The 18,520-nt window shown below is 67.9% G+C and carries 19 protein-coding genes; 16 read left to right on the top strand and 3 right to left on the bottom strand.

The features are described from left to right. The first annotated feature begins 2 nt into the window (after nucleotides 1-2). Complete coding sequence (locus FHS74_RS21045; protein WP_184804667.1) at nucleotides 3-551, top strand: phosphatase PAP2 family protein; 549 nt, start codon at nucleotides 3-5, stop codon at nucleotides 549-551. A gap of 76 nt (nucleotides 552-627) precedes the next feature. Beyond that, nucleotides 628-1,170, top strand: coding sequence for a thermonuclease family protein (locus tag FHS74_RS21040; protein WP_211106456.1), 543 nt, complete (start codon nucleotides 628-630; stop codon nucleotides 1,168-1,170). Between the two features lie 132 nt (nucleotides 1,171-1,302). Here the strand turns inward: FHS74_RS21040 and FHS74_RS21035 are convergent, their stop codons facing one another. Next, nucleotides 1,303-2,067, bottom strand: a complete 765-nt coding sequence (locus FHS74_RS21035; protein ID WP_184804662.1) for a polysaccharide biosynthesis/export family protein — start codon at nucleotides 2,065-2,067, stop codon at nucleotides 1,303-1,305. 230 nt (nucleotides 2,068-2,297) lie between these two features. Between FHS74_RS21035 and FHS74_RS21030 the strand changes: the two genes are divergently transcribed. From FHS74_RS21030 to FHS74_RS20975, 12 genes are all read left to right on the top strand, one after another. Next, a complete protein-coding gene (locus tag FHS74_RS21030; RefSeq protein WP_184804659.1) occupies nucleotides 2,298-3,779 on the top strand; it encodes a GumC family protein in 1,482 nt (493 codons plus the stop codon). A 233-nt stretch (nucleotides 3,780-4,012) separates the two neighbouring features. Then, the gene (locus tag FHS74_RS21025) at nucleotides 4,013-4,459 is read left to right on the top strand and encodes a hypothetical protein (protein ID WP_184804656.1); all 447 of its coding nucleotides are present in this window, start codon (nucleotides 4,013-4,015) and stop codon (nucleotides 4,457-4,459) included. A gap of 303 nt (nucleotides 4,460-4,762) precedes the next feature. After that, nucleotides 4,763-5,416 carry a hydrolase gene (locus FHS74_RS21020; RefSeq protein ID WP_044560737.1) on the top strand — a complete coding sequence of 218 codons (654 nt, stop codon included), beginning with the start codon at nucleotides 4,763-4,765 and terminating at the stop codon, nucleotides 5,414-5,416. A gap of 69 nt (nucleotides 5,417-5,485) precedes the next feature. After that, nucleotides 5,486-5,770: a XapX domain-containing protein gene (locus FHS74_RS21015; RefSeq protein ID WP_184804654.1), complete on the top strand. Its 285-nt coding sequence runs from the start codon at nucleotides 5,486-5,488 to the stop codon at nucleotides 5,768-5,770. A gap of 3 nt (nucleotides 5,771-5,773) precedes the next feature. Then, nucleotides 5,774-7,669 (top strand): amidohydrolase, encoded by a 1,896-nt coding sequence (locus FHS74_RS21010; protein WP_184804650.1) that lies wholly within the window; start codon nucleotides 5,774-5,776, stop codon nucleotides 7,667-7,669. Between the two features lie 2 nt (nucleotides 7,670-7,671). After that, nucleotides 7,672-8,097, top strand: coding sequence for a DoxX family protein (locus tag FHS74_RS21005; protein ID WP_184804647.1), 426 nt, complete (start codon nucleotides 7,672-7,674; stop codon nucleotides 8,095-8,097). Nucleotides 8,098-8,111: 14 nt separating this feature from the next. After that, nucleotides 8,112-9,023 carry a glyoxalase gene (locus FHS74_RS21000; RefSeq protein ID WP_184804644.1) on the top strand — a complete coding sequence of 304 codons (912 nt, stop codon included), beginning with the start codon at nucleotides 8,112-8,114 and terminating at the stop codon, nucleotides 9,021-9,023. Nucleotides 9,024-9,028: 5 nt separating this feature from the next. Next, a complete protein-coding gene (locus tag FHS74_RS20995; protein ID WP_246463271.1) occupies nucleotides 9,029-10,513 on the top strand; it encodes an alginate export family protein in 1,485 nt (494 codons plus the stop codon). Between the two features lie 4 nt (nucleotides 10,514-10,517). Beyond that, complete coding sequence (locus FHS74_RS20990; RefSeq protein ID WP_184804641.1) at nucleotides 10,518-11,195, top strand: DUF1275 family protein; 678 nt, start codon at nucleotides 10,518-10,520, stop codon at nucleotides 11,193-11,195. Between the two features lie 75 nt (nucleotides 11,196-11,270). Next, a complete protein-coding gene (locus tag FHS74_RS20985) occupies nucleotides 11,271-12,359 on the top strand; it encodes an aldose epimerase family protein (RefSeq protein WP_184804639.1) in 1,089 nt (362 codons plus the stop codon). 89 nt (nucleotides 12,360-12,448) lie between these two features. Next, complete coding sequence (locus FHS74_RS20980) at nucleotides 12,449-12,694, top strand: type II toxin-antitoxin system ParD family antitoxin (RefSeq protein WP_184804635.1); 246 nt, start codon at nucleotides 12,449-12,451, stop codon at nucleotides 12,692-12,694. Continuing rightward, nucleotides 12,695-13,006 (top strand): type II toxin-antitoxin system RelE/ParE family toxin, encoded by a 312-nt coding sequence (locus tag FHS74_RS20975; RefSeq protein WP_184804631.1) that lies wholly within the window; start codon nucleotides 12,695-12,697, stop codon nucleotides 13,004-13,006. 48 nt (nucleotides 13,007-13,054) lie between these two features. Here FHS74_RS20975 and FHS74_RS20970 read toward each other — a convergent pair whose 3' ends face one another. Next, nucleotides 13,055-13,936: a helix-turn-helix domain-containing protein gene (locus FHS74_RS20970; RefSeq protein WP_184804628.1), complete on the bottom strand. Its 882-nt coding sequence runs from the start codon at nucleotides 13,934-13,936 to the stop codon at nucleotides 13,055-13,057. A 259-nt stretch (nucleotides 13,937-14,195) separates the two neighbouring features. Between FHS74_RS20970 and FHS74_RS20965 the strand changes: the two genes are divergently transcribed. After that, complete coding sequence (locus FHS74_RS20965; RefSeq protein WP_184804625.1) at nucleotides 14,196-15,788, top strand: Na+/H+ antiporter; 1,593 nt, start codon at nucleotides 14,196-14,198, stop codon at nucleotides 15,786-15,788. Here FHS74_RS20965 and FHS74_RS20960 read toward each other — a convergent pair. Then, nucleotides 15,785-16,336 (bottom strand): PadR family transcriptional regulator, encoded by a 552-nt coding sequence (locus FHS74_RS20960; RefSeq protein WP_184804622.1) that lies wholly within the window; start codon nucleotides 16,334-16,336, stop codon nucleotides 15,785-15,787. The two genes, FHS74_RS20965 and FHS74_RS20960, sit on opposite strands and share 4 nt — an antisense overlap. A 127-nt stretch (nucleotides 16,337-16,463) precedes the next feature. Here FHS74_RS20960 and FHS74_RS20955 point away from each other — a divergent pair, with 127 nt between their 5' ends. Beyond that, nucleotides 16,464-18,509 carry an oxidoreductase gene (locus FHS74_RS20955; RefSeq protein ID WP_184804619.1) on the top strand — a complete coding sequence of 682 codons (2,046 nt, stop codon included), beginning with the start codon at nucleotides 16,464-16,466 and terminating at the stop codon, nucleotides 18,507-18,509. The last annotated feature ends 11 nt before the right edge of the window (nucleotides 18,510-18,520 follow it).

Here is an 18,520-nt window from a genome sequence, read left to right as displayed (position 1 = left end):
ATATGCAGCTTCTCAGCACCCTGGCCACGATCGGCTTCGTCCTGCCCCTGTTCGTCGCCTTGATGGGCATGCTGCTGGCGCGGCGCGACTATCTGGTGGCGGCAGCCTGGGGCGGCGGCGTGATGGTCTCGCTGCTGATCGCGCTGCTGATCCGCGGGATGCTGCGCGAGACTCCGGAACTGTCCCATTTTCCCAGCGGGCACGTCACCCTGGCCGTGGCCTTTTATGGCGGGTTGCTGGTGATCTACCTGCGCGGCGGCCTGAACCACGGGCGGTTGGCCCTGCCGGTCGTGGCCCTGGTCCTGGCGGGCGTCGCCCTGCTGGAGGGGTGGTCGCGCGTGCTGTTGACGGAACACACCTGGGTGGATGTCGTGGGGGGCTTCATCGTCGGCACCCTGGGCCTGCTGGCCACCGGCTGCCCCTGGGCGGTACGCCGCATCCAGTCCGGCTCCCGCCTCTGGCTGGCCGCCACCCTGGCCGTCGCCATCCCCCTGGCCTTCTTCAGCGTCACCTGGCTGGACGGCATGATCCGGCATTTCGTGTCCATTTAACTCACCATGACCGCGGTGGGGCAAAGGGCGCCCGTCGTGCGCGCGCCTTGCGGCCCGTTGTCGTTTCGGGAAAGAAATGATGCGGCGTCTGCTGGCCGTGGGATTCTGCCTGGCCGTCCTGGCGCCCATGGCCCGTCCGGCCCTGGGGGAGGAGGCGCTGTCCAATCGGCTGGAGCGGCGCAAGGCGATAGAGACAGGGCGGGACAAGCGGTCGCGCCTGGATGCCGACCCGCCGGAGGTGACGGCGAAGGCGGCACCCACGCAAATCCGCGCCTATGACGCCGGCACCCTGATCGTGGGGCCGGTGATGTACCGGCTATGGGGCATCGCCACGCCATCCATGGACGCGTTCGGCGGCTACAGCGCCATGCAGGGCCTGGTGAAACTGGTCCGCGACGCCCAGGTGGCTTGCACCCCCACGGGGCAAACGATCAACAACGTGCAAGTCGCCCGCTGCAAGGTGGAGGGTCGCGACCTGTCGGCGGAAATGGTGGCCGGCGGCTATGCCCGCGACTGTCCCCGCCAGTCGGCCGGCACCTATGCCGAGCTTGAGCGCGGCAGCATCGTCAACGTGGCCGGCGGCTTCGACCTGCCGCCGGAATGCCTGGCGGATTGGTAGGGGGCGATGCGCGTCGCTATCCACCTGTCCACCGCATTTCACCACCGGCATGAGACACATGCCGGTGTAGGACGCGACCGCGCCCGGCGCCTGAGGGGGCCTTTGATCGGTCACGATCAAAGGCCATGCGTGTCATTGGAAGTTCTGCTGCCGACCCACGGTGTAGTTGAAGCTGCGCTGGAAGGGGACGACCCGGGTGATGAACTGGTCCACCCACTGGTCAACCTCGGCGATGGAGGTTTTGGGCACGAAAACGATGTCGAAGGGGTGCAGCCGCACGTCATCGGCCGTGCCGCCGACGAAACCGCCGATATCGATGATCTTCATCATCGGATGGCCGTTGGGCGCCCGACGGATCAGGACCACCTTGTGACTTTGCGCCGTTTCCATGAAGCCGTTGGCCATGGCGATGGCCTCCAGCACACCGATACGGCCCGGCATGCTGAACAGACCGGCGTTGTTGACCTCACCGCCGACGAACACCCGTTGCGACGCATAGGCGCGGATGGCCACCTGCGCCCGCGGGTCACGCAGGTCACGTCCAAAACGCTGGTTCAACTCGGTGGTGATGTCGGCCACGGTGCGGCCCTCGGCATGGACGCTGCCAACCAGGGGCAGGGTGAACTGGCCGTCCGGCCCCACTGTCACCCGGTCATTGAATTCGCCGTTGAAGGGCAGCTTGACCTCGACCTCATCCCCCTGGCCGATACGATAGTCGCCCTCATCCTCCGCCCACGGCGTGAACGCCGCGGCCTGGCTGCCTGTCCGCGGCGTGCCAACTTGGGAGACCGACGTCTTGTCGTCCGGCGGCTGGATGGAATTGGGTACGCAGGCCGTGAGCGGCGTCAACGCGCCAGCGGCAAGCAACACCAGGCCAAAAGAGGCGTTTCGTTTCATGACAGGCAACTACGATTAAAGGGGGGATCGCGCAAAGGAAAGCGCGAATACCATAGTGCCTTTCATCGAATTTGTAACCCGCTGTTAATGCTTTACAGTGATGAGGACGTCGCCTCCCTGGGCGGGGGTGCCCATCCACCCCCTTGTTCTTGGCGTTCGCCCTTCTTTCAATAGTTGCACCTCTGTCATTTCCTGTCTTGTCCGCCCCCCGCCCCATAAGAGCCTCCGCCATGCCACCCACCACCCAGATGCCGATCGCCTTCACCGTCCGCGACCTGGTGCTGATCCTGTTCCGCTACCGCCAGCGGGCGCTGGCCGCGTTTGGGCTCTGCTTGGGGGCTGCCATCCTGGCCAGTGTCTTCATGCCGGCGGTGCATGAATCCGACGCCTCGGTCCTGATCAACAAGTTCAGCCGGGAATTCACCTACCGGCCGGATGCCGGCGGCGCGGCGGCGGCCCTGATGCCCATGACCAGCGACCCGGAAGAGCTGCTGAACACCCAGGTGCAGTTGATCCGCAGCCGGGACGTCATCATCACCACCATCAAGAAGGTGGGGCTGGAGCGACTGTATCCGACGCTGGCCAACAAGGACCCCGACAAGGTGAACTGGGACAAGGTGGTGGAGCGCTTCTCCGACGCGCTGAGCACTGTTCCCCAGCGCACGTCCAACATCCTGCACCTGTCATTCCACCATCACCAGGCGACGACGGCCACAGCGACCCTGGACACGCTGATCCAGGTGTTCCGCGACAAGTCCATCAATGTCTATCTGAACTCGCAGACCCAGTTTTATGAAACCCAGGTGGCCGATGGACACGCCCGGGTGGACGCCGCCTATAAGAAGCTGGCCGATTTCCGCCGCGCCCACGGGGTGCAAGCCTATGATGGTCAGATGGCCCTGCTGCTGCAGCAACGCCTGAACCTGGACAGCGAGGCCAAGCGCGTGGACGCCGACCTGGCCGGCACCCGCCAGCGGGTGACAGAACTGAAGCGCCAGATCAAGGCGACGCCGCCGGACGTCACCGCCTACACCGACAAGGAACAGAGCCGGGTGGTGGACGAGGCCCGGACCAAGCTGCTGAACCTGCATCTGCGGGAGAAGGAGCTGAGCGCCCAGTTCACCGACGAAAGCCGGCAGATGCAGCAGGTGCGTCAGGAAATCGCGGTGGCGGAACAGTTCCTGGCCCAGGAGGAAGGCAAATTCGCCGGCACGGTGCGCCGGGCGCGCAACGACGTGCTGACGGGGGCGGAGCAGGACCTGAACCGCACCCTGGCCGACGCCGCCACGCTGGAGGGGCGCCAGCGCGACATTGGGACCCAGATCGCCAGCGTTGACGCCAAGATCAACGGCATGACCGGCAGCGAGGCCCAGCGCTGGACCCTGGAACGGGACCTGACGGCCGCCCAGGAAAGCCTGAAGGCGCAAATGGCCCGCCTGGAAGAGGCACGGGAGTCCGACAACCTGAACCGCGGCCGGGTTGGCAACATCGCCATCGTCCAGGCGCCGTCGATGTCGCGGGAGCCGGTGCAGCCCAAGCCGCTGCTGAACCTGGCGCTGGGCATCCTGGCCGGCCTGTTCCTGGCCGTGGTGGCCGCTTTGCTGTCGGAATTCGCGTCGGACACCATCTACGATCCGGCCCGCGCCGAACGCCTGCTGGGCGTCCCGGCGCTGGCCGTGTTCAATTTGCAGGAAAAGCCGGCGGAGATGTAAGCCACGGCATCATCAAGAAGGGAGGGGCTCATTGGGGCGACCTTGTGGGCCCCTCGGACATGACGGTCACGACGGACATTCGAAGGAAATTCCCGCACACCCTGTTAAGTATTTGAAAACAAACATATATTTTCTTGGCGCAAAAAATGCTGAACACCCTCCGGGCTCCGCGTGGATGCTGGCAACGCATCTGCAAAGGGGCCCTCCATTCAAGTATTTTCCAGGAGGGCATTATGACCGAATTTAATATCGTGCAGCGCAGCGGCCTGATCGTCGTCGGACCGGCCAACCCGGCCATCGGCCCGGCCGGGAACATCCGCCTGGCCATCTGGCTGACGTTAACAGAAGATCAGCCGGACTTCTCCGCAACCCTCAGGATCGCGGGCGGGGATCCCTATTTCGACAGTAGGCCAATCCGCCTCGACGGACAGGTGTCCGATGACGGCAAGACTTTTTTCTTCATCCAGAAGGATACGGGCAACCAGCGGCCGCCGCAGCCGAACCGCAACCCGACCTCGGCGACGATCTGGGTGACCTTGGATCAACCCTGGACCCAGGCCAACAGCAACCAAGGCAATTTCAGCTATATGTTGACAGGAACGTTCAATACCAGCGTAGAGGTTGTCAACGCCAACGGCACTCTCGTATCCGCACGTTGGCAGGACGTGCCTTCCATCTGAACCACACGCAGGTGACCGCCGTTTCCGCGCACCCTGGCGTGGAAATGGCAGCCCTGACCCACCGTCCGGGCGCTTTTTTTCGTCGCCGGGACGCGCACCAACGAGCCACCGCTGGCGGATCATCGTGGCCGCACAGCGATGGAGCCCCACCAAACCCGTCGGTGACTGAACCGTCTCGCCCTTCAAATCAGCGACCCATTCGACAAGACCCCGAAGGCCCCACGGCGGCACTGTTGCCTCGCGCCGGCAATCCTGCACGGCAGCCATTTTTCAAACCCCGCCAGCCTTCGCGAGGAAATCACCATGTCCATCACGGCCACGCCCACCCCCGGCGCCAAGCTGCTGAACGCCGATGACCACACCCTGATCATGATCGACTTCCAGTCGCAGATGTCCTTCGCGACCAAGTCCATCGACGCCATCACGTTGCGCAACAACGCGGCATTGGTGGCCAACGCCGCCGCTGGCTTCAAGGTGTCCACCATCCTGACCACGGTGGCGGAGAAGAGCTTCTCCGGCCCCATGTTCAGTGAAATCACCGAGGCCTTCCCCGGCCAGGACCTGCTGGACCGCACGTCCATGAACACCTGGGAAGACGCCGCGGTGATCAAGCAGATCAACGCCATCGGCAAGAAGCGCATCGTCCTGTCCGGCCTGTGGACCGGCGTGTGCATCGTCGGCCCGGCCCTGTCGGCCATCGACCAGGGCTTTGAGGTCTACGTCATCGCCGACGCCTGTGGCGACGTCTCGACCGAGGCGCACGACCGCGCCATGGACCGCATGGTCCAGGCGGGCGCCCAGCCCATCACCTCCCTGCAGTACCTGCTGGAACTGCAGCGCGACTGGGCCCGCACGGGTACCTACGACATGACCACCGGCATCGCCAAGAAGTGGGGCGGCGCCTACGGCCTGGGCATCATCTACGCCAAGACCATGTTCGGCGCCCACGAGGGCTGAGCCCTTCACCGCAACGCGCGGCCGGGAATACGCCCGGCCGCGCCCTTCTTGGCGTCGGGGAGGCCCCCAATGAAAATCTATCTCATGTCGCTAGGTGCCGGCCTGCTGGTCGGGGTCATCTACGCCCTGATCAACGTCCGGTCCCCCGCACCGCCCGTGGTGGCCTTGGTGGGCCTGCTGGGCATCCTGGTGGGAGAGCAGATCCCACCCCTGGTGAAGAGCCTGTTGGCCAAGGAGCCGGCGGCCCTGTCCTGGCTGCAGGAACAGGTGGGGCCGCACATGTTCGGGCACCTGCCGCAGGGCACCGCCAAAGCCGCCGCGGACACCACCGCCGACACCGCCAAAGGGACCTAAGAAATGACCACCCCCGCCGATGTCCAGACGGCCGACCTGATCCTGCATCACGGCCTGTTCACCACGCTCGACCGCGCCAACCCCACCGCCACCGCCGTGGCGGTGAAGGATGGCCGTTTCCTGAAGGTGGGTGGCGAGCATGAGGTGATGGCCCATGCCGGCCCCGCCACCCGGCTGATCGACCTGAAGGGCCGCCGCGTCCTGCCCGGCCTGATCGACAACCACCTGCACATCATCCGTGGCGGCCTGAACTTCAATATGGAGCTGCGCTGGGACGGGGTGCGGTCGCTGGCCGACGCCATGGCCATGCTGAAGCGCCAGGTGGCCATCACCCCGGCGCCGCAATGGGTGCGCGTGGTGGGCGGCTTCACCGAGCACCAGTTCGCCGAAAAGCGCCTGCCCACCATCGATGAGTTAAACGCCGTCGCCCCGGACACGCCGGTGTTCATCCTGCACCTCTATGACCGCGCCCTGCTGAACGGTGCCGCCTTGCGCGCCGTGGGTTACACCAAGGACACGCCGGAACCGCCGGGCGGCCAGATCCTGCGCGACGCCAACGGCAACCCCACCGGCCTGCTGCTGGCCAAGCCCAACGCCGCCATCCTCTACGCCACCCTGGCCAAGGGGCCCAAGCTGCCCCTGGAATACCAGCTGAACTCCACCCGCCATTTCATGCGGGAACTGAACCGGCTGGGCGTCACCGGCGCCATCGACGCCGGCGGCGGCTTCCAGAACTACCCCGATGACTACGAGGTCATCCAGAAGCTGGCGGCGGAGAACCAGCTGACCATCCGCCTGGCCTACAACCTGTTCACCCAGAAGCCCAAGGGTGAGAAGGACGACTTCCTGAACTGGACACGGACCTCGACCTACAAGCAGGGCGACGACTATTTCCGTCACAACGGCGCTGGTGAGATGCTGGTGTTCTCCGCCGCCGACTTCGAGGATTTCCGCCAGCCCCGTCCCGACATGGCGCCGGAGATGGAAGGCGAGCTGGAGGAGGTGGTGCGCATCCTGGCGCAGAACCGCTGGCCCTGGCGCATGCACGCCACATACGACGAAACCATCAGCCGCGCGCTGGACGTGTTCGAGCGGGTGAACCAGGACGTGCCGCTGGAGGGCCTGAACTGGTTCTTCGACCATGCCGAGACCATCTCGGACGAATCCATCGACCGCATCGCCGCCTTGGGCGGCGGCATCGCCGTGCAGCACCGCATGGCCTATCAGGGCGAATATTTCGTCGAGCGCTATGGCCTGGGTGCGGCCGAGGCCACGCCGCCCGTAGCCAAGATCCTGGAAAAAGGCGTGAAGGTGTCCGCCGGCACCGACGCCACCCGTGTGGCCTCCTACAACCCCTGGGTTTCGCTGGCCTGGCTGATCACCGGCCGGACGGTGGGGGGCTTGCGCCTTTATCCCCAGCGCAACTGCCTGGACCGGGAAACCGCCCTGCGTATGTGGACGGAGAACACCACCTGGTTCAGCAATGAGGAAGGCAAGAAGGGCCGCATCCAGGAAGGCCAGCTGGCCGACCTGATCGTGCCCGACCGCGACTTCTTCGCCTGTGCTGAAAGCGAGATCGCGGACACCACGGCACTGCTGACCGTGGTGGGCGGCAAGGTGGTCTATGGCGCCGGCGACTTCGCCCCACACGACGAGGCCCCGGTACCGCCGGCCATGCCCGACTGGTCGCCGGTGCGCACCTTCGGCGGCTATGGCGCCTGGAACCTGCTGAATCCCGAGGACACCAAGCTGCAACGCCAGGCGGCCCAGTCCTGCGGCTGTGACAGCGCCTGCGGCGTCCATGGCCACGCGCATGCCACCGCCTGGTCGTCCAAGCTGCCCATCCGCGACCTGAAGTCCTTCTGGGGCGCCTTGGGCTGCGCCTGCTGGGCGGTCTGATCATGTTGGACGCCGTGGCCGCCCGCATTCCCACGCCAGCCGCCGCGCGCTGGGTCGCCCTGCTGGGCCTCTGCGCCGCCTACATCCAGGGCGGCATCAACAAGGCCCTGGATTTCGGCGGGGCGGTGGCGGAGCTGGCGCATTTCGGCATGCCGCCCGCACCCCCGCTGGCGGCGGCGGTCATCATCCTGGAACTGGGCGCCTCTCTGCTGATCCTCAGCGGCCGCCTGCGCTGGCTGGGGGCCTTTGCCCTGGCGGGCTTCACCCTGTTCGCCACCTTCGTCGCCAACCGCTACTGGGAAATGGCCGGGCCGGAGCGCTTCATGACGGCCAACGCCTTCTACGAACATCTGGGCCTGGTCGGCGGCTTCGTCCTGGTGGCCTGGCACGACCTCAAGTCCCGCACATCTTCCCCTTCCGCATCCTGATGGGAGCCTTTCCGATGCGTATCCGTTCTTACGCCGCCGCCCTGCTGACGGGCGCCTGCCTGGCCCTGCCGCTGGCGGTGCCCCTGGACGCCCAGGCGGCACCCAAGGCCGCAACCCCCGCGGTGGCCGTGGCCCCGCAATACGACACCACCCACGTCTATGTGGCCGTGGAGGATGTGGACAAGTTCGTCGCCAGCTTCCTCGCCACCTTCGGTGGGCAGAGCACCAAGCAGGTGGTGGCGACCGTCACCCCCACGCCCAGCAGCACCACCTCGCAGCTGCTGCAGACGCCGGTGGGCACCGTGTCGCTGTTCGGCTTCAAGACGCCCATCCCCCACCCCTTCGGGGCGGAGCGCACGGGCTATCTGGTCACCGACATGGACGCGGCGACCAAGGCCGCCATCGCCGCCGGGGCCGATGTGCTGGTGGAACCCTTCCCCGACCCCATCGGCCGCGACGCCGTCATCCAGTGGCCGGGCGGGGTGAACATGCAGCTGTACTGGCACACCACCACGCCCAACTATGCCGCCTTCCAGACGGTGCCGGAGAACCGCGTCTATGTCTCCGCCCACAAGGTGGCGGAGTTCGTGAAGGACTTCGTGGCCTTCAGCCACGGCAAGGTGGTGTCGGACGACGCCAAGGCGCCGGGCGTGGAAATCGGCCGGCCCAGCGACACCTATCGCCGCGTCCGCATCGAAAGCGCCTTCGGCAAGATGACGGTGCTGGTCACCGACGGCCACCTGCCCTGGCCCTACGGCCGGGAGATGACGGGCTATGAGGTTGGCGACCTGGATGCGACCCTGGCCAAGGCCAAGGCCGCCGGCGTCGCCGTGGTGGTGGAACCCTATGCCGCCGACCACCGCAAGGCGGCCGTGGTGCAGTTCCCCGGCGGCTATGTCGCCGAAATCCACGCGCCCGCGTCCTGACACCCATGGCACGCCGCCGACATGACACGGCCCTGGGCAGGGCCTTCGCCTGCGCCCTGACAGTCGTCCTGCCGGCGGCGGCCCTGGCGCAAGAGGCCGGACGGGAGGAGACGCCGGAGGTGACCGCCGCTACGGTCACCCCTGGGGCCGCCTCTGGGGTCACCCCGGCGGCCACCCGTCCCGCCATCAAGTCCAACCGCTGGCAGGAGGACTGGTCGGCCCTGGCCAATCCCGCCCTGCGCACCGAGCCGCTGGACGGTCTGAAGTACATTCCGCTGGATGCCACCAATCCGCTGACCTACCTGTCCCTGGGCCTGACCCTGCGGGAACGGTTCGAGGATAACGAGGCCCCCACCTTCGGCATCGGCGGCCGCAAGGGCGACAGCTATGTCATCCAGCGCCTGCAGGTGCACATGGACGCCCGCATCGACGGCCATTGGCAGCTGTTCGGCCAGTTCGAGGATGCGCGCGCCTTCGACAAGGCCAACCTCACCCCGGCGGACCAGAACCAGGCCGACCTGCGCCAGGCCTTCGTCGCCTACAGCGGTAACATCGACGACGACATCACCCTGAAGGTGCGCGCCGGCCGGCAGGAGATGGGCTTCGACCGCCAGCGCTTCGTCTCCACCCGCGATGGCCCCAACGTCCGCCAGGCCTTCGACGCCCTGTGGGTCAACGTGGAAACCGGCCCCTGGCGCGTCATCAGTTTCTGGAGCCACCCGGTGCAGTACCGCACGGGGGAGCCGTTCGACGACTATTCCAACCCGCACCTGCAATATGGCGGCATCCGCGTGGAACATTCCGGCGTGGGGCCGGGGGAGCTGTCGGCCTATTACTCGCGCTATCAGAACGACACCGCCCGGTACCTGGACGCCAGCGGACTGGAGCGGCGCGACATTTTCGACGTTCGCTACGCCGGGGCGGCGGCGGGCTTCGACTGGGACGTGGAGGGCATGGCCCAATGGGGCTCGGTCGGGCCCAAATCCGTCGGATCCTGGGCCGTGGGCGCCCTGACCGGCTATACGCTAAGCGACGTCGCCTGGACGCCGCGCCTGGGCTTGCAGGCCGACGCCGCGTCGGGCGACGACCGGCCCGGCGACGGGCGGCTGGGCACCTTCAACCCGCTGTTCCCCAACGGCTATTATTTCGCGCTGGCGGGATACACCGGCTATGCCAACCTGATCCACCTGAAGCCGTCGCTGACGGTGAAGCCGATATCGAAAGTGAGCCTGATGGGGGCGACGGGCCTGTTGTGGCGGCAGACGACGGCGGACGCCATCTATGTCCAGCCCAGCAACGCCGTGGCCGGCACCGCCGGCCGGGGCAGCCCCTGGACCGGGCTCTATGGCCAGCTGCGGGCCGACTATGCCGTGACCGCCAACCTGACCACGGCGGTGGAGGCGGTGCACTACGTCATCGGCGACACCCTGCGGCGGGCCGGCGGGCATGACAGCGACTATCTGGGCATCGAAGTCAAACTGGGATGGTAGGGCCATGAAACAGGGATTACCCGCGCTGTTGAGCTTCAACGGCGGCTATGTCGACACGGCGGGCTTTCTGGCCTTGCAGGGCCTGTTCACCGCCCATGTCACCGGCAACTTCGTCACCTTCGGCGCGTCCCTGGTGCTGGGCACCTCCGGCGCGTCGGCCAAGCTGCTGGCCCTTCCGGTGTTCTGCGTCGTCGTCGTCCTGTCGCGCTTCCTCTGCGCGGCGCTGGAACGGCGGGGCGCGCCCATCCTGCGGGTGCTGCTGGCGCTGAAGACGTTGCTGCTGGCCGCCGGCGGGGCCCTGGCCATCCGCCTCGGCCCCTTCCACGACGGCGACGCCTGGCCGGCCATCCTCACCGGCATGGTGCTGGTGACCGCCATGGCCCTGCAGAACGGCATGCACCGCGCCCATATGAGCACCACGCCGCCCACCACCCTGATGACCGGTACCACCACCCAGATCATGATCGACCTGGCCGACCTGATGCGCGGCGTGCCGGCGGAGGCGAAGGCCGCCGCCAAGGGCCGCCTGGGCAAGATGTCCGCCAGCGTCGCCGCCTTCGCCCTGGGGTGCGCCGCCGCCGCCGGCCTGTTCCTGGTGGTGCGCGAATGGGCCTTCGTCGTGCCGCCGGCCGTCGCGTTCATCGGCTTCCTGATCGTGGGGAATGAGCCGGCGAAAGTGTGAGGCACCCCTCGCCCCCCGCGCGTGCCGCCGCTATAGTTACCGGTAACAGGCCGCGCGGCCATAAAGGGGGGAACCATGAACGGGACCAAGCGGGCGCTCGTCCGGCACGCCATCGCGATCACCTGTCTGGCCGTGCTGGCCGGAACGCCGGCGGGGGCCGCCACCCTCGACCGGGCGCCCTGGGGCCAGGGGCCGGGCGGCGAACAGGTGGAGACTCTGACCCTGTCCACCGACATCGCCCGCCTGCGGCTGTCCACCTATGGTGCCCGCATGGTGTCCTTGCAGGTGCCGGACCGCGACGGCCATTGGTCCGACGTCCTCATCTCCCCAGACAATCCGGCGCATCTGACGGACTTCTGGGTGATGGCCGGGGCGTCCATCGGGCGCTTCGCCAACCGCATCGCCAACGGCGCCTTCGCCCTGGACGGCAAAACCTATCAGGTGGACCGCAACCTGGGGCCCCACACCCTGCACGGCGGGTCCAACGGCTTCGACAGCCGGCTGTGGGAGGCCAGAGCCGTGCGCGACGGGGTGGAGTTCCACTACGTCTCGGCGGATGGGGAAATGGGCTTCCCCGGCACCGTGGACGTGCGCGTGACCTATCGCCTGGAACAGCGCGGCGGGCAGGCCATCGTCGCCATCGACTACGCCGCCACGACGGACAAGCCGACCGTCATCAACCTGACCAACCACGCCTTCTTCAATCTGGCGGGCGCCGGCCAGCCGCTGGACGGCCAGGCCGTCACCATCGCCGCCGACCGCTACACCCCCACCAGCCCCGACGCCATTCCGGACGGCAGCGTCCGCCCGGTGGCCGACACCCGCTTCGACCTGCGCCAGCACACCCGCTTCAACACCATCCTGGCAGCCGGTGGCATGGATCAGAACTTCGTCCTGTCCGCCCATAAGCCTTCCCAGCCGGTGGCGGTGGTGACCGACACGGCGTCGGGCCGGATGCTGGAGGTCTATACCACCGAGCCTGGCCTGCAATTCTATCTGCCGGCGAAGCCGCCGGCCCTGGCGGGCAAGCCCATCGCCGGCTTCTCCCTGGAAAGCCAGCACTATCCCGACAGCCCCAACCACCCGGCTTTCCCCAGCACCGTGCTGCGCCCGGGCCAGGAATTCCACTCCACCACCCGCTACGTCTTCACCGTGGCGCGGTGAGGGCCGCGACACGGACGGCAGGCCTCGATAGCATTAATTGCGCAATTTATGGCATCGCCCTACAATGCCCGGCAGAGGAGGGCACCGCCATGAACGTTTCCATTGGTGAACGCTGGGAAGGTTTCGTCGACGACGTCGTCAAGAGCGGCCGTTATGGATCGGCCAGCGAAGTGGTGCGCGAGGGCCTGCGCCTGGTGGAGGAACGTGAGGCTAAGCTGCAGGCGTTGCGCGCCACGCTCAACGCCTCGATCGAGGCTGGCGGATCAAACACCGAGGACGACCTGACCCGGGTGTTGGACGCCGCCGCCGCCGAATTGGCCAAGGCCGGCTACTGAGTGCGGCGGCTCGTCCTTCTCGATTCCGCGCTGGCGGACTTCACCGGCATCCTCACCTTCATCACCCGGGAAAGCGGCAGCCTCGCCATCGGGCGCGGCTTTGTCGGCGTGCTGCAGGGGCAGTGCCGGAAGCTGGCGGCCCTGCCCGGCACCCTGGGGCGCGCGCGTCCCGAACTGCACCCGGATATCCGCAGCTTCGCCTTCAAAGGCTACGTGATCTTCTTTCGCTATCGCCCCGACACCCTTGAGGTGGTGAACGTGCTGGAAGGGCATCGTGACGTGACCGCCCATTTCAGGGACGACACACCGTAAGCCGGGACGCCCCCGTCCGGAATCCGGCGGCCCCGAAGTTCCGGATCTTCACATCTGCCGTCGCCGCCAGGCGGCCGGGGGCAGGCCGGTGGCGGCGGCGAAGACACGGGTCAGATGGCTCTGGTCGGCGAAGCCGCAGGCCAGGGCCACCTCGGCGATGGGCAGGGGGCCGCGCAGCAGGTCGCGGGCGCGGTCCACGCGGCGGTCCATCAGCCAGCGATAGGGCGTCTGGCCGGTGGTTTCGCGGAAGGCCTTGATGAAGTGGCTGCGCGACAGGCCGCATTGGGCGGCGACCTCGGCCATGGCGACATCGCCCGTCAGGTTGGCCACCAGGAAGTCCTTGGCCCGCGCCTCCTGCCATTGCGACAGGCCGCCCATCCGCCGTCCCCCGGGTGGCGCCAGCGACACCATGCCGCCATAGGTCTGGGCCATGTGCAGCATCAGCGACAGCGCCACCTGGTCGACGAACAGGCGGTTGCCCTGCCCTTGGCCATCCAGGGCGGGCGCCTCCAACGCCGGCAACAGGGCGGAGGCCAGATGATAGGCCACCGGGTCCACCGTGCCCCGGGCGCAGGCGAACCCGCTGATAGCCGGCAGCTCCAACTCCTCCGTCACGGCGTCCAGCGCGGCGCGGGGGATGTGGAAGCGGACATTGTCGAAGGCCGACAGATGGCGGCAGGCCCAGCCCTCGCCCAGATGGGTAACCGCCAGCGCCATGCGGGCATGGCCGCCGCCGAAAACCAGGCGCCCACCGCGCCACAGCTCATGCCGGGCGAAGTCACGCAACTGGACGATGGCGGAGAACGAGTCCTGGCAAGCGATGTCCTGCCGCTCCCGGCTGGTAGGCAGGTCCTGCCGCAACCGCACAACCACCATGTCGCTGGCCTGCAAGACGGCGGCCTGTGGCGTCGGTAACCGGACATCCGGCATGGTGGCATCCCTGGTTGGTGTCGGATCACGCTTCCCCCCGGGCGGGGGCACCCCCTAAACTACCCCCCTCGGGGGCTGATTGTCGAAAGGCAAGGGCCGCCGCCGGAGCATCCCTCCCCGGCGAGAAGGCAGGATGATCCTGCAAATCCGCGCGGATCCAGACTAGAACGGGCGTCGATCGGCCCCTACGGTGGGCTTTGTTCCTATATAAAACCTTTTTCCCGCCCAACGAATCCGAGGGACCATGAGCAGCGGAACCATGAGCAGCGTCGGGCAGTTCGAATTCATCCTGCTGCTCCTGGTGGCCATCCTGGGCCTGAGGCTGGTGGCCGGACGGCTGGGCCTGCCGCCGGCGGCGGCACTGATCATCGGCGGCATGGGCCTGGCCTTCGTGCCCGGCGTGCCGGCCTTCGACCTTGACCCCGACCTGGTGCTGGTGCTGTTCCTGCCGCCCCTGCTGATGGACGGCGCCTACTACACCGTCTGGCGGGAGTTCCGGCGCAACCTAGGCGCCATCCTGCAACTGGCCATTGGCGCGGTGCTGTTCACCACCCTGGCCGTGGGCGTGGTGGCCCATCTGGTGGTGCCGGACCTGCCCTGGGCGGTGTGCTTCGCCCTGGGCGCCGTGGTCTCGCCCCCCGACGCCGTGGCGGCCAAGGCGGTGCTGGAGCGTGTGACCCTGCCCCGCCGCCTGACCGTGCTGCTGGAGGGGGAAAGCCTGCTGAACGACGCGGCGGGGCTGGTGCTGTTCCGCTTCGCCATCGCGGCGGCGCTGACCGGCACCTTCAGCCTGGGCCAGGCCACCCTGGCCTTCGCCGGCCTGTCGGTGGGCGGCGCCATCGTCGGCGGCGCCCTGGCCTATCCCTGGGTCAAGGGCCTGCGCCTGCTGAAGAATGAGCATCTGAGCATCACCGCCATCTTCCTGCTGCCCTGGGCCGCCTATATCTGCGGCGAGGCGGCGGGCGTGTCCGGCGTCATCGCCACCGTCACCGCCGGCCTGGTGCTGGGCTGGCACCAGCATGAGGTGTTCACCGCCGGCGTGCGCCTGATGGCGACGGCCGCCTGGCAGGTGATGGTGTTCGTGCTGGAGGCGCTGGTCTTCATCCTGATCGGCCTGTCGCTGCGCGGCGTGATGGCCCGCCTGGGGGGCGTGGAACATGCCCTGGAAACCTTGGCGGTGCCGGTGCTGGCCGTGGTGGCCGCCGTGGTGGTCGCCCGCTTCGTCTGGGTGTTCGCCGCCGAGGGTGTGACGCAGCTGCTGTGCCTGGTGACCCGCCGCCGCGCGCCCTGGTCGCCGGGCAGCGCCCTGCTGCTCGGTTGGGCCGGCATGCGCGGCGTGGTGACCTTGGCCGTGGCCCTGTCCATCCCCATCGAGGTGCCGGGCCGCGACCTGATCCTGGCCGCCGCCTTCGCCGTCATCCTGGGCACCGTGCTGATCCAGGGCGGCAGCCTGGGCCCCCTGATCCGCTGGCTGGACCTGGACCGGTCGGTGGCGCACCACGGCCAGGTGCTGACCGCCCCGCAAGCCATGGCCGCCGTCAGCGCCGCCCAGCTGGAGGCGGTGCGCGCCCGCGCCTACAACCCCGACGGCAGCACCCGCCACCCCCGCCTGCTGGAGCAGTACACCCACCGCGCCCGGGTGGCCGAACGCTATTCCAAGGAACGCGAGACCCTGACCGCCGACCGTACCGCGCATTACGACGTGGTGCTGGCCACCATCGCCGCCGGCCGCGCCGAGATCCTGCGCCTGCACCGCACCGGCCGCATCCACGACGACGTGCTGCACGTGCTGGAATATGAGCTGGATTTGCAGGAGATGGCGGCCACCACCTCGCGCGGGCGGTTGGGTTAGGGTTTGCCCTTGGCGGCATCATCCGCCACCAGCACCCCAATCGCCTTGCGGCAGAAGTCCACCCACAGGGTTTCCGCCATGATGCCGGCCTGCAGCACCAGATGGTGCAATTCCCGCTGGCGGGTGGGGACGCCCTCGGCGAAGTCGCGCCCCTCGATCTCGCGATAGAGGGCCAGCTTGTCCTGGTGCAGGGCCAGGCGGCTTTCGATGTCGCGCACCAGGTCGGTGGGGCCGATCACCGCCTCCGCCCGCAGGCGCACCATCAGCTCATCGCGCAGCGGCTTGGGCTCGTGCACCTCGCCGGTCCAGCGGCGCAGTTCCTCCCGCCCCGCCGGCCGCACCTCATAAGCGCGCTTGCGGCCCCGGCCGGCCTCCGGCGCCAGGGCCGTGATCCAGCCCAATTCCTCCAGCCGCTTCAGCTCCCGGTAAATCTGCTGGTGCGTCGCCTGCCAGAAAAAGCCGATGGAGCGGTCGAAGCGGCCAGCCAGTTCGGAGCCGGAGCAGGGCCGTTCCAGCAGGGCGGTCAGCAGGGCGTGGGGCAGCGACATGGAACCTCATCCGGCGGATCGTCCCCCGACCCTACCCGCCCCGTCCGGGTTTATGCAACCAGTTGCAGAAAGGCCGCCGCTGGCCCATCATGCAACAAGTTGCATAATAAGAACCGGGCGCCCCACCATGACCACCCCCTATCCCCATCTGCTGCGGCCACTGGACCTGGGTTTCACCCAATTGCGCAACCGCGTGCTGATGGGCTCCATGCACACCGGGCTGGAGGACAGCCGCCGGAACCTGCATCGGCTGGCCACCTATCTGGGCGAACGGGCGCGGGGCGGGGTGGGCCTGATCGTCACCGGCGGCTTCGCCCCCAACATCGCCGGCTGGACCAAGCCGCTGGGCGGCACGCTGGCGCTGACCTCCACCGCGCGCCGCCACCGCCCCATCCCGGAGGCCGTGCATGCGGAGGGGGGCAAGATCGCGCTGCAGATCCTGCACACCGGCCGCTACGGCTATCACCCCTTCGCCGTCGCCCCCTCGCGCGTCAAGTCACCCATCAGCCCCTTCACCCCGCATGCGTTGAGCGCCCGGGGGATAGAACGGCAAATCCGCGCCTTCGTCCGCTGCGCCCTGCTGGCGCGGGAGGCCGGGTACGACGGCGTGGAGATCATGGGGTCCGAAGGCTATTTCATTAATCAGTTCCTGGTGACCCACACCAACAAGCGCACCGACGCCTGGGGCGGGTCTTACGAGAACCGCATGCGCCTGCCGGTGGAGATCGTCCGCCGCACGCGTGAGGCGCTGGGGCCCGACTTCATCATCATCTACCGCCTGTCCATGCTGGACCTGATCCCCGACGGCAGCATTTGGGAGGAGGTGGTGCGGCTGGCCAAGGCGGTGGAGGCGGCGGGCGCCACGATCATCAACACCGGCATCGGCTGGCATGAGGCGCGCATCCCCACCATCGCCACCTCCGTCCCCCGGGGGGCCTTCGCCTGGGTGACGAAGAAGATGATGGGCACTGTCGGCATCCCCCTGGTCACCACCAACCGCATCAACACACCGGAGGTGGCGGAGCGAATATTGGCGGACGGCTGCGCCGACATGGTGTCCATGGCCCGGCCGCTGCTGGCCGACGCCGATTTCGTTGCCAAGGCGGCCGCCGGCCGGGCGGATGAGATCAACACCTGCATCGGCTGCAACCAGGCCTGCCTGGACCACACCTTCAAGGCCCAGATCTCCACCTGCCTGGTGAACCCCCGCGCCTGCCATGAGACGGAGCTGAATTACCGCCCGGCGGTGGCGACAAGACGCATAGCGGTGGTGGGCGCCGGGCCGGCCGGCCTGGCCGCCGCCACCGTGGCGGCCCAGCGCGGCCACGCCGTGGAGCTGTTCGAGGCGGCGGGGGAGATCGGCGGCCAGTTCAACATGGCCAAGCGCATCCCGGGCAAGGAGGAATTCCACGAGACCCTGCGCTATTTCCGCCGGCGGATCGACCTGACGGGCGTCACCCTGCACCTGAACCGGACCGCCACCGCCCCGGACCTGATCGCCGCCGGATTTGATGAGGTCATCCTGGCCACGGGCGTCACCCCCCGGGATCCCCACATCCCGGGCCAGGAGGCGGGCATCGCCAGCGGCCGGGTGCTGACCTACCTGGACGTATTGCGCCACGGCAAGCCGGTGGGCCGCCGCGTGGCGGTCATCGGCGCCGGCGGCATCGGCTTCGACATCAGCGAATATCTGGTGCAGGACGCCCCCTCCCCCACCCTGGACCTGGCCGCCTGGCAGGCGGAATGGGGCGTGACCGACCCGGCCACGGTGCGCGGCGGCGTCACCCGGCCGGAGATCACGGCGCCGGCGCGCGAGGTCACCCTGTTGCAACGCAAGCCCGGCGGCCTGGGCAAGGGCCTGGGCAAGACCACCGGCTGGATCCACCGCCGCCTGTTGAAGATGAAGAACGTGCGCATGCTGGCCGGGGTGAATTACGAGCGCATCGACGCGGGCGGCCTGTTCATCACCTTCGGCGAGAAGCGCGAGAACCCGACGCTGATCGAGGCCGACACCATCGTGCTGTGCACCGGCCAGGAACCGCTGCGCGACCTGCTTGAACCGCTGAAGGCCGCCGGCATCGCCGTGCACCTGATTGGCGGCGCCGACGTGGCGGCGGAGCTGGACGCCAAGCGCGCCATCAACCAGGGCAGCCGCCTGGCGGCGGCGATCTGACGGGGGGAAGA

Source organism: Nitrospirillum iridis, assembly GCF_014205765.1.
In the GTDB taxonomy this organism is placed as follows: domain Bacteria; phylum Pseudomonadota; class Alphaproteobacteria; order Azospirillales; family Azospirillaceae; genus Nitrospirillum; species Nitrospirillum iridis.
This window is presented reverse-complemented; position numbering and strand designations above follow the sequence as displayed.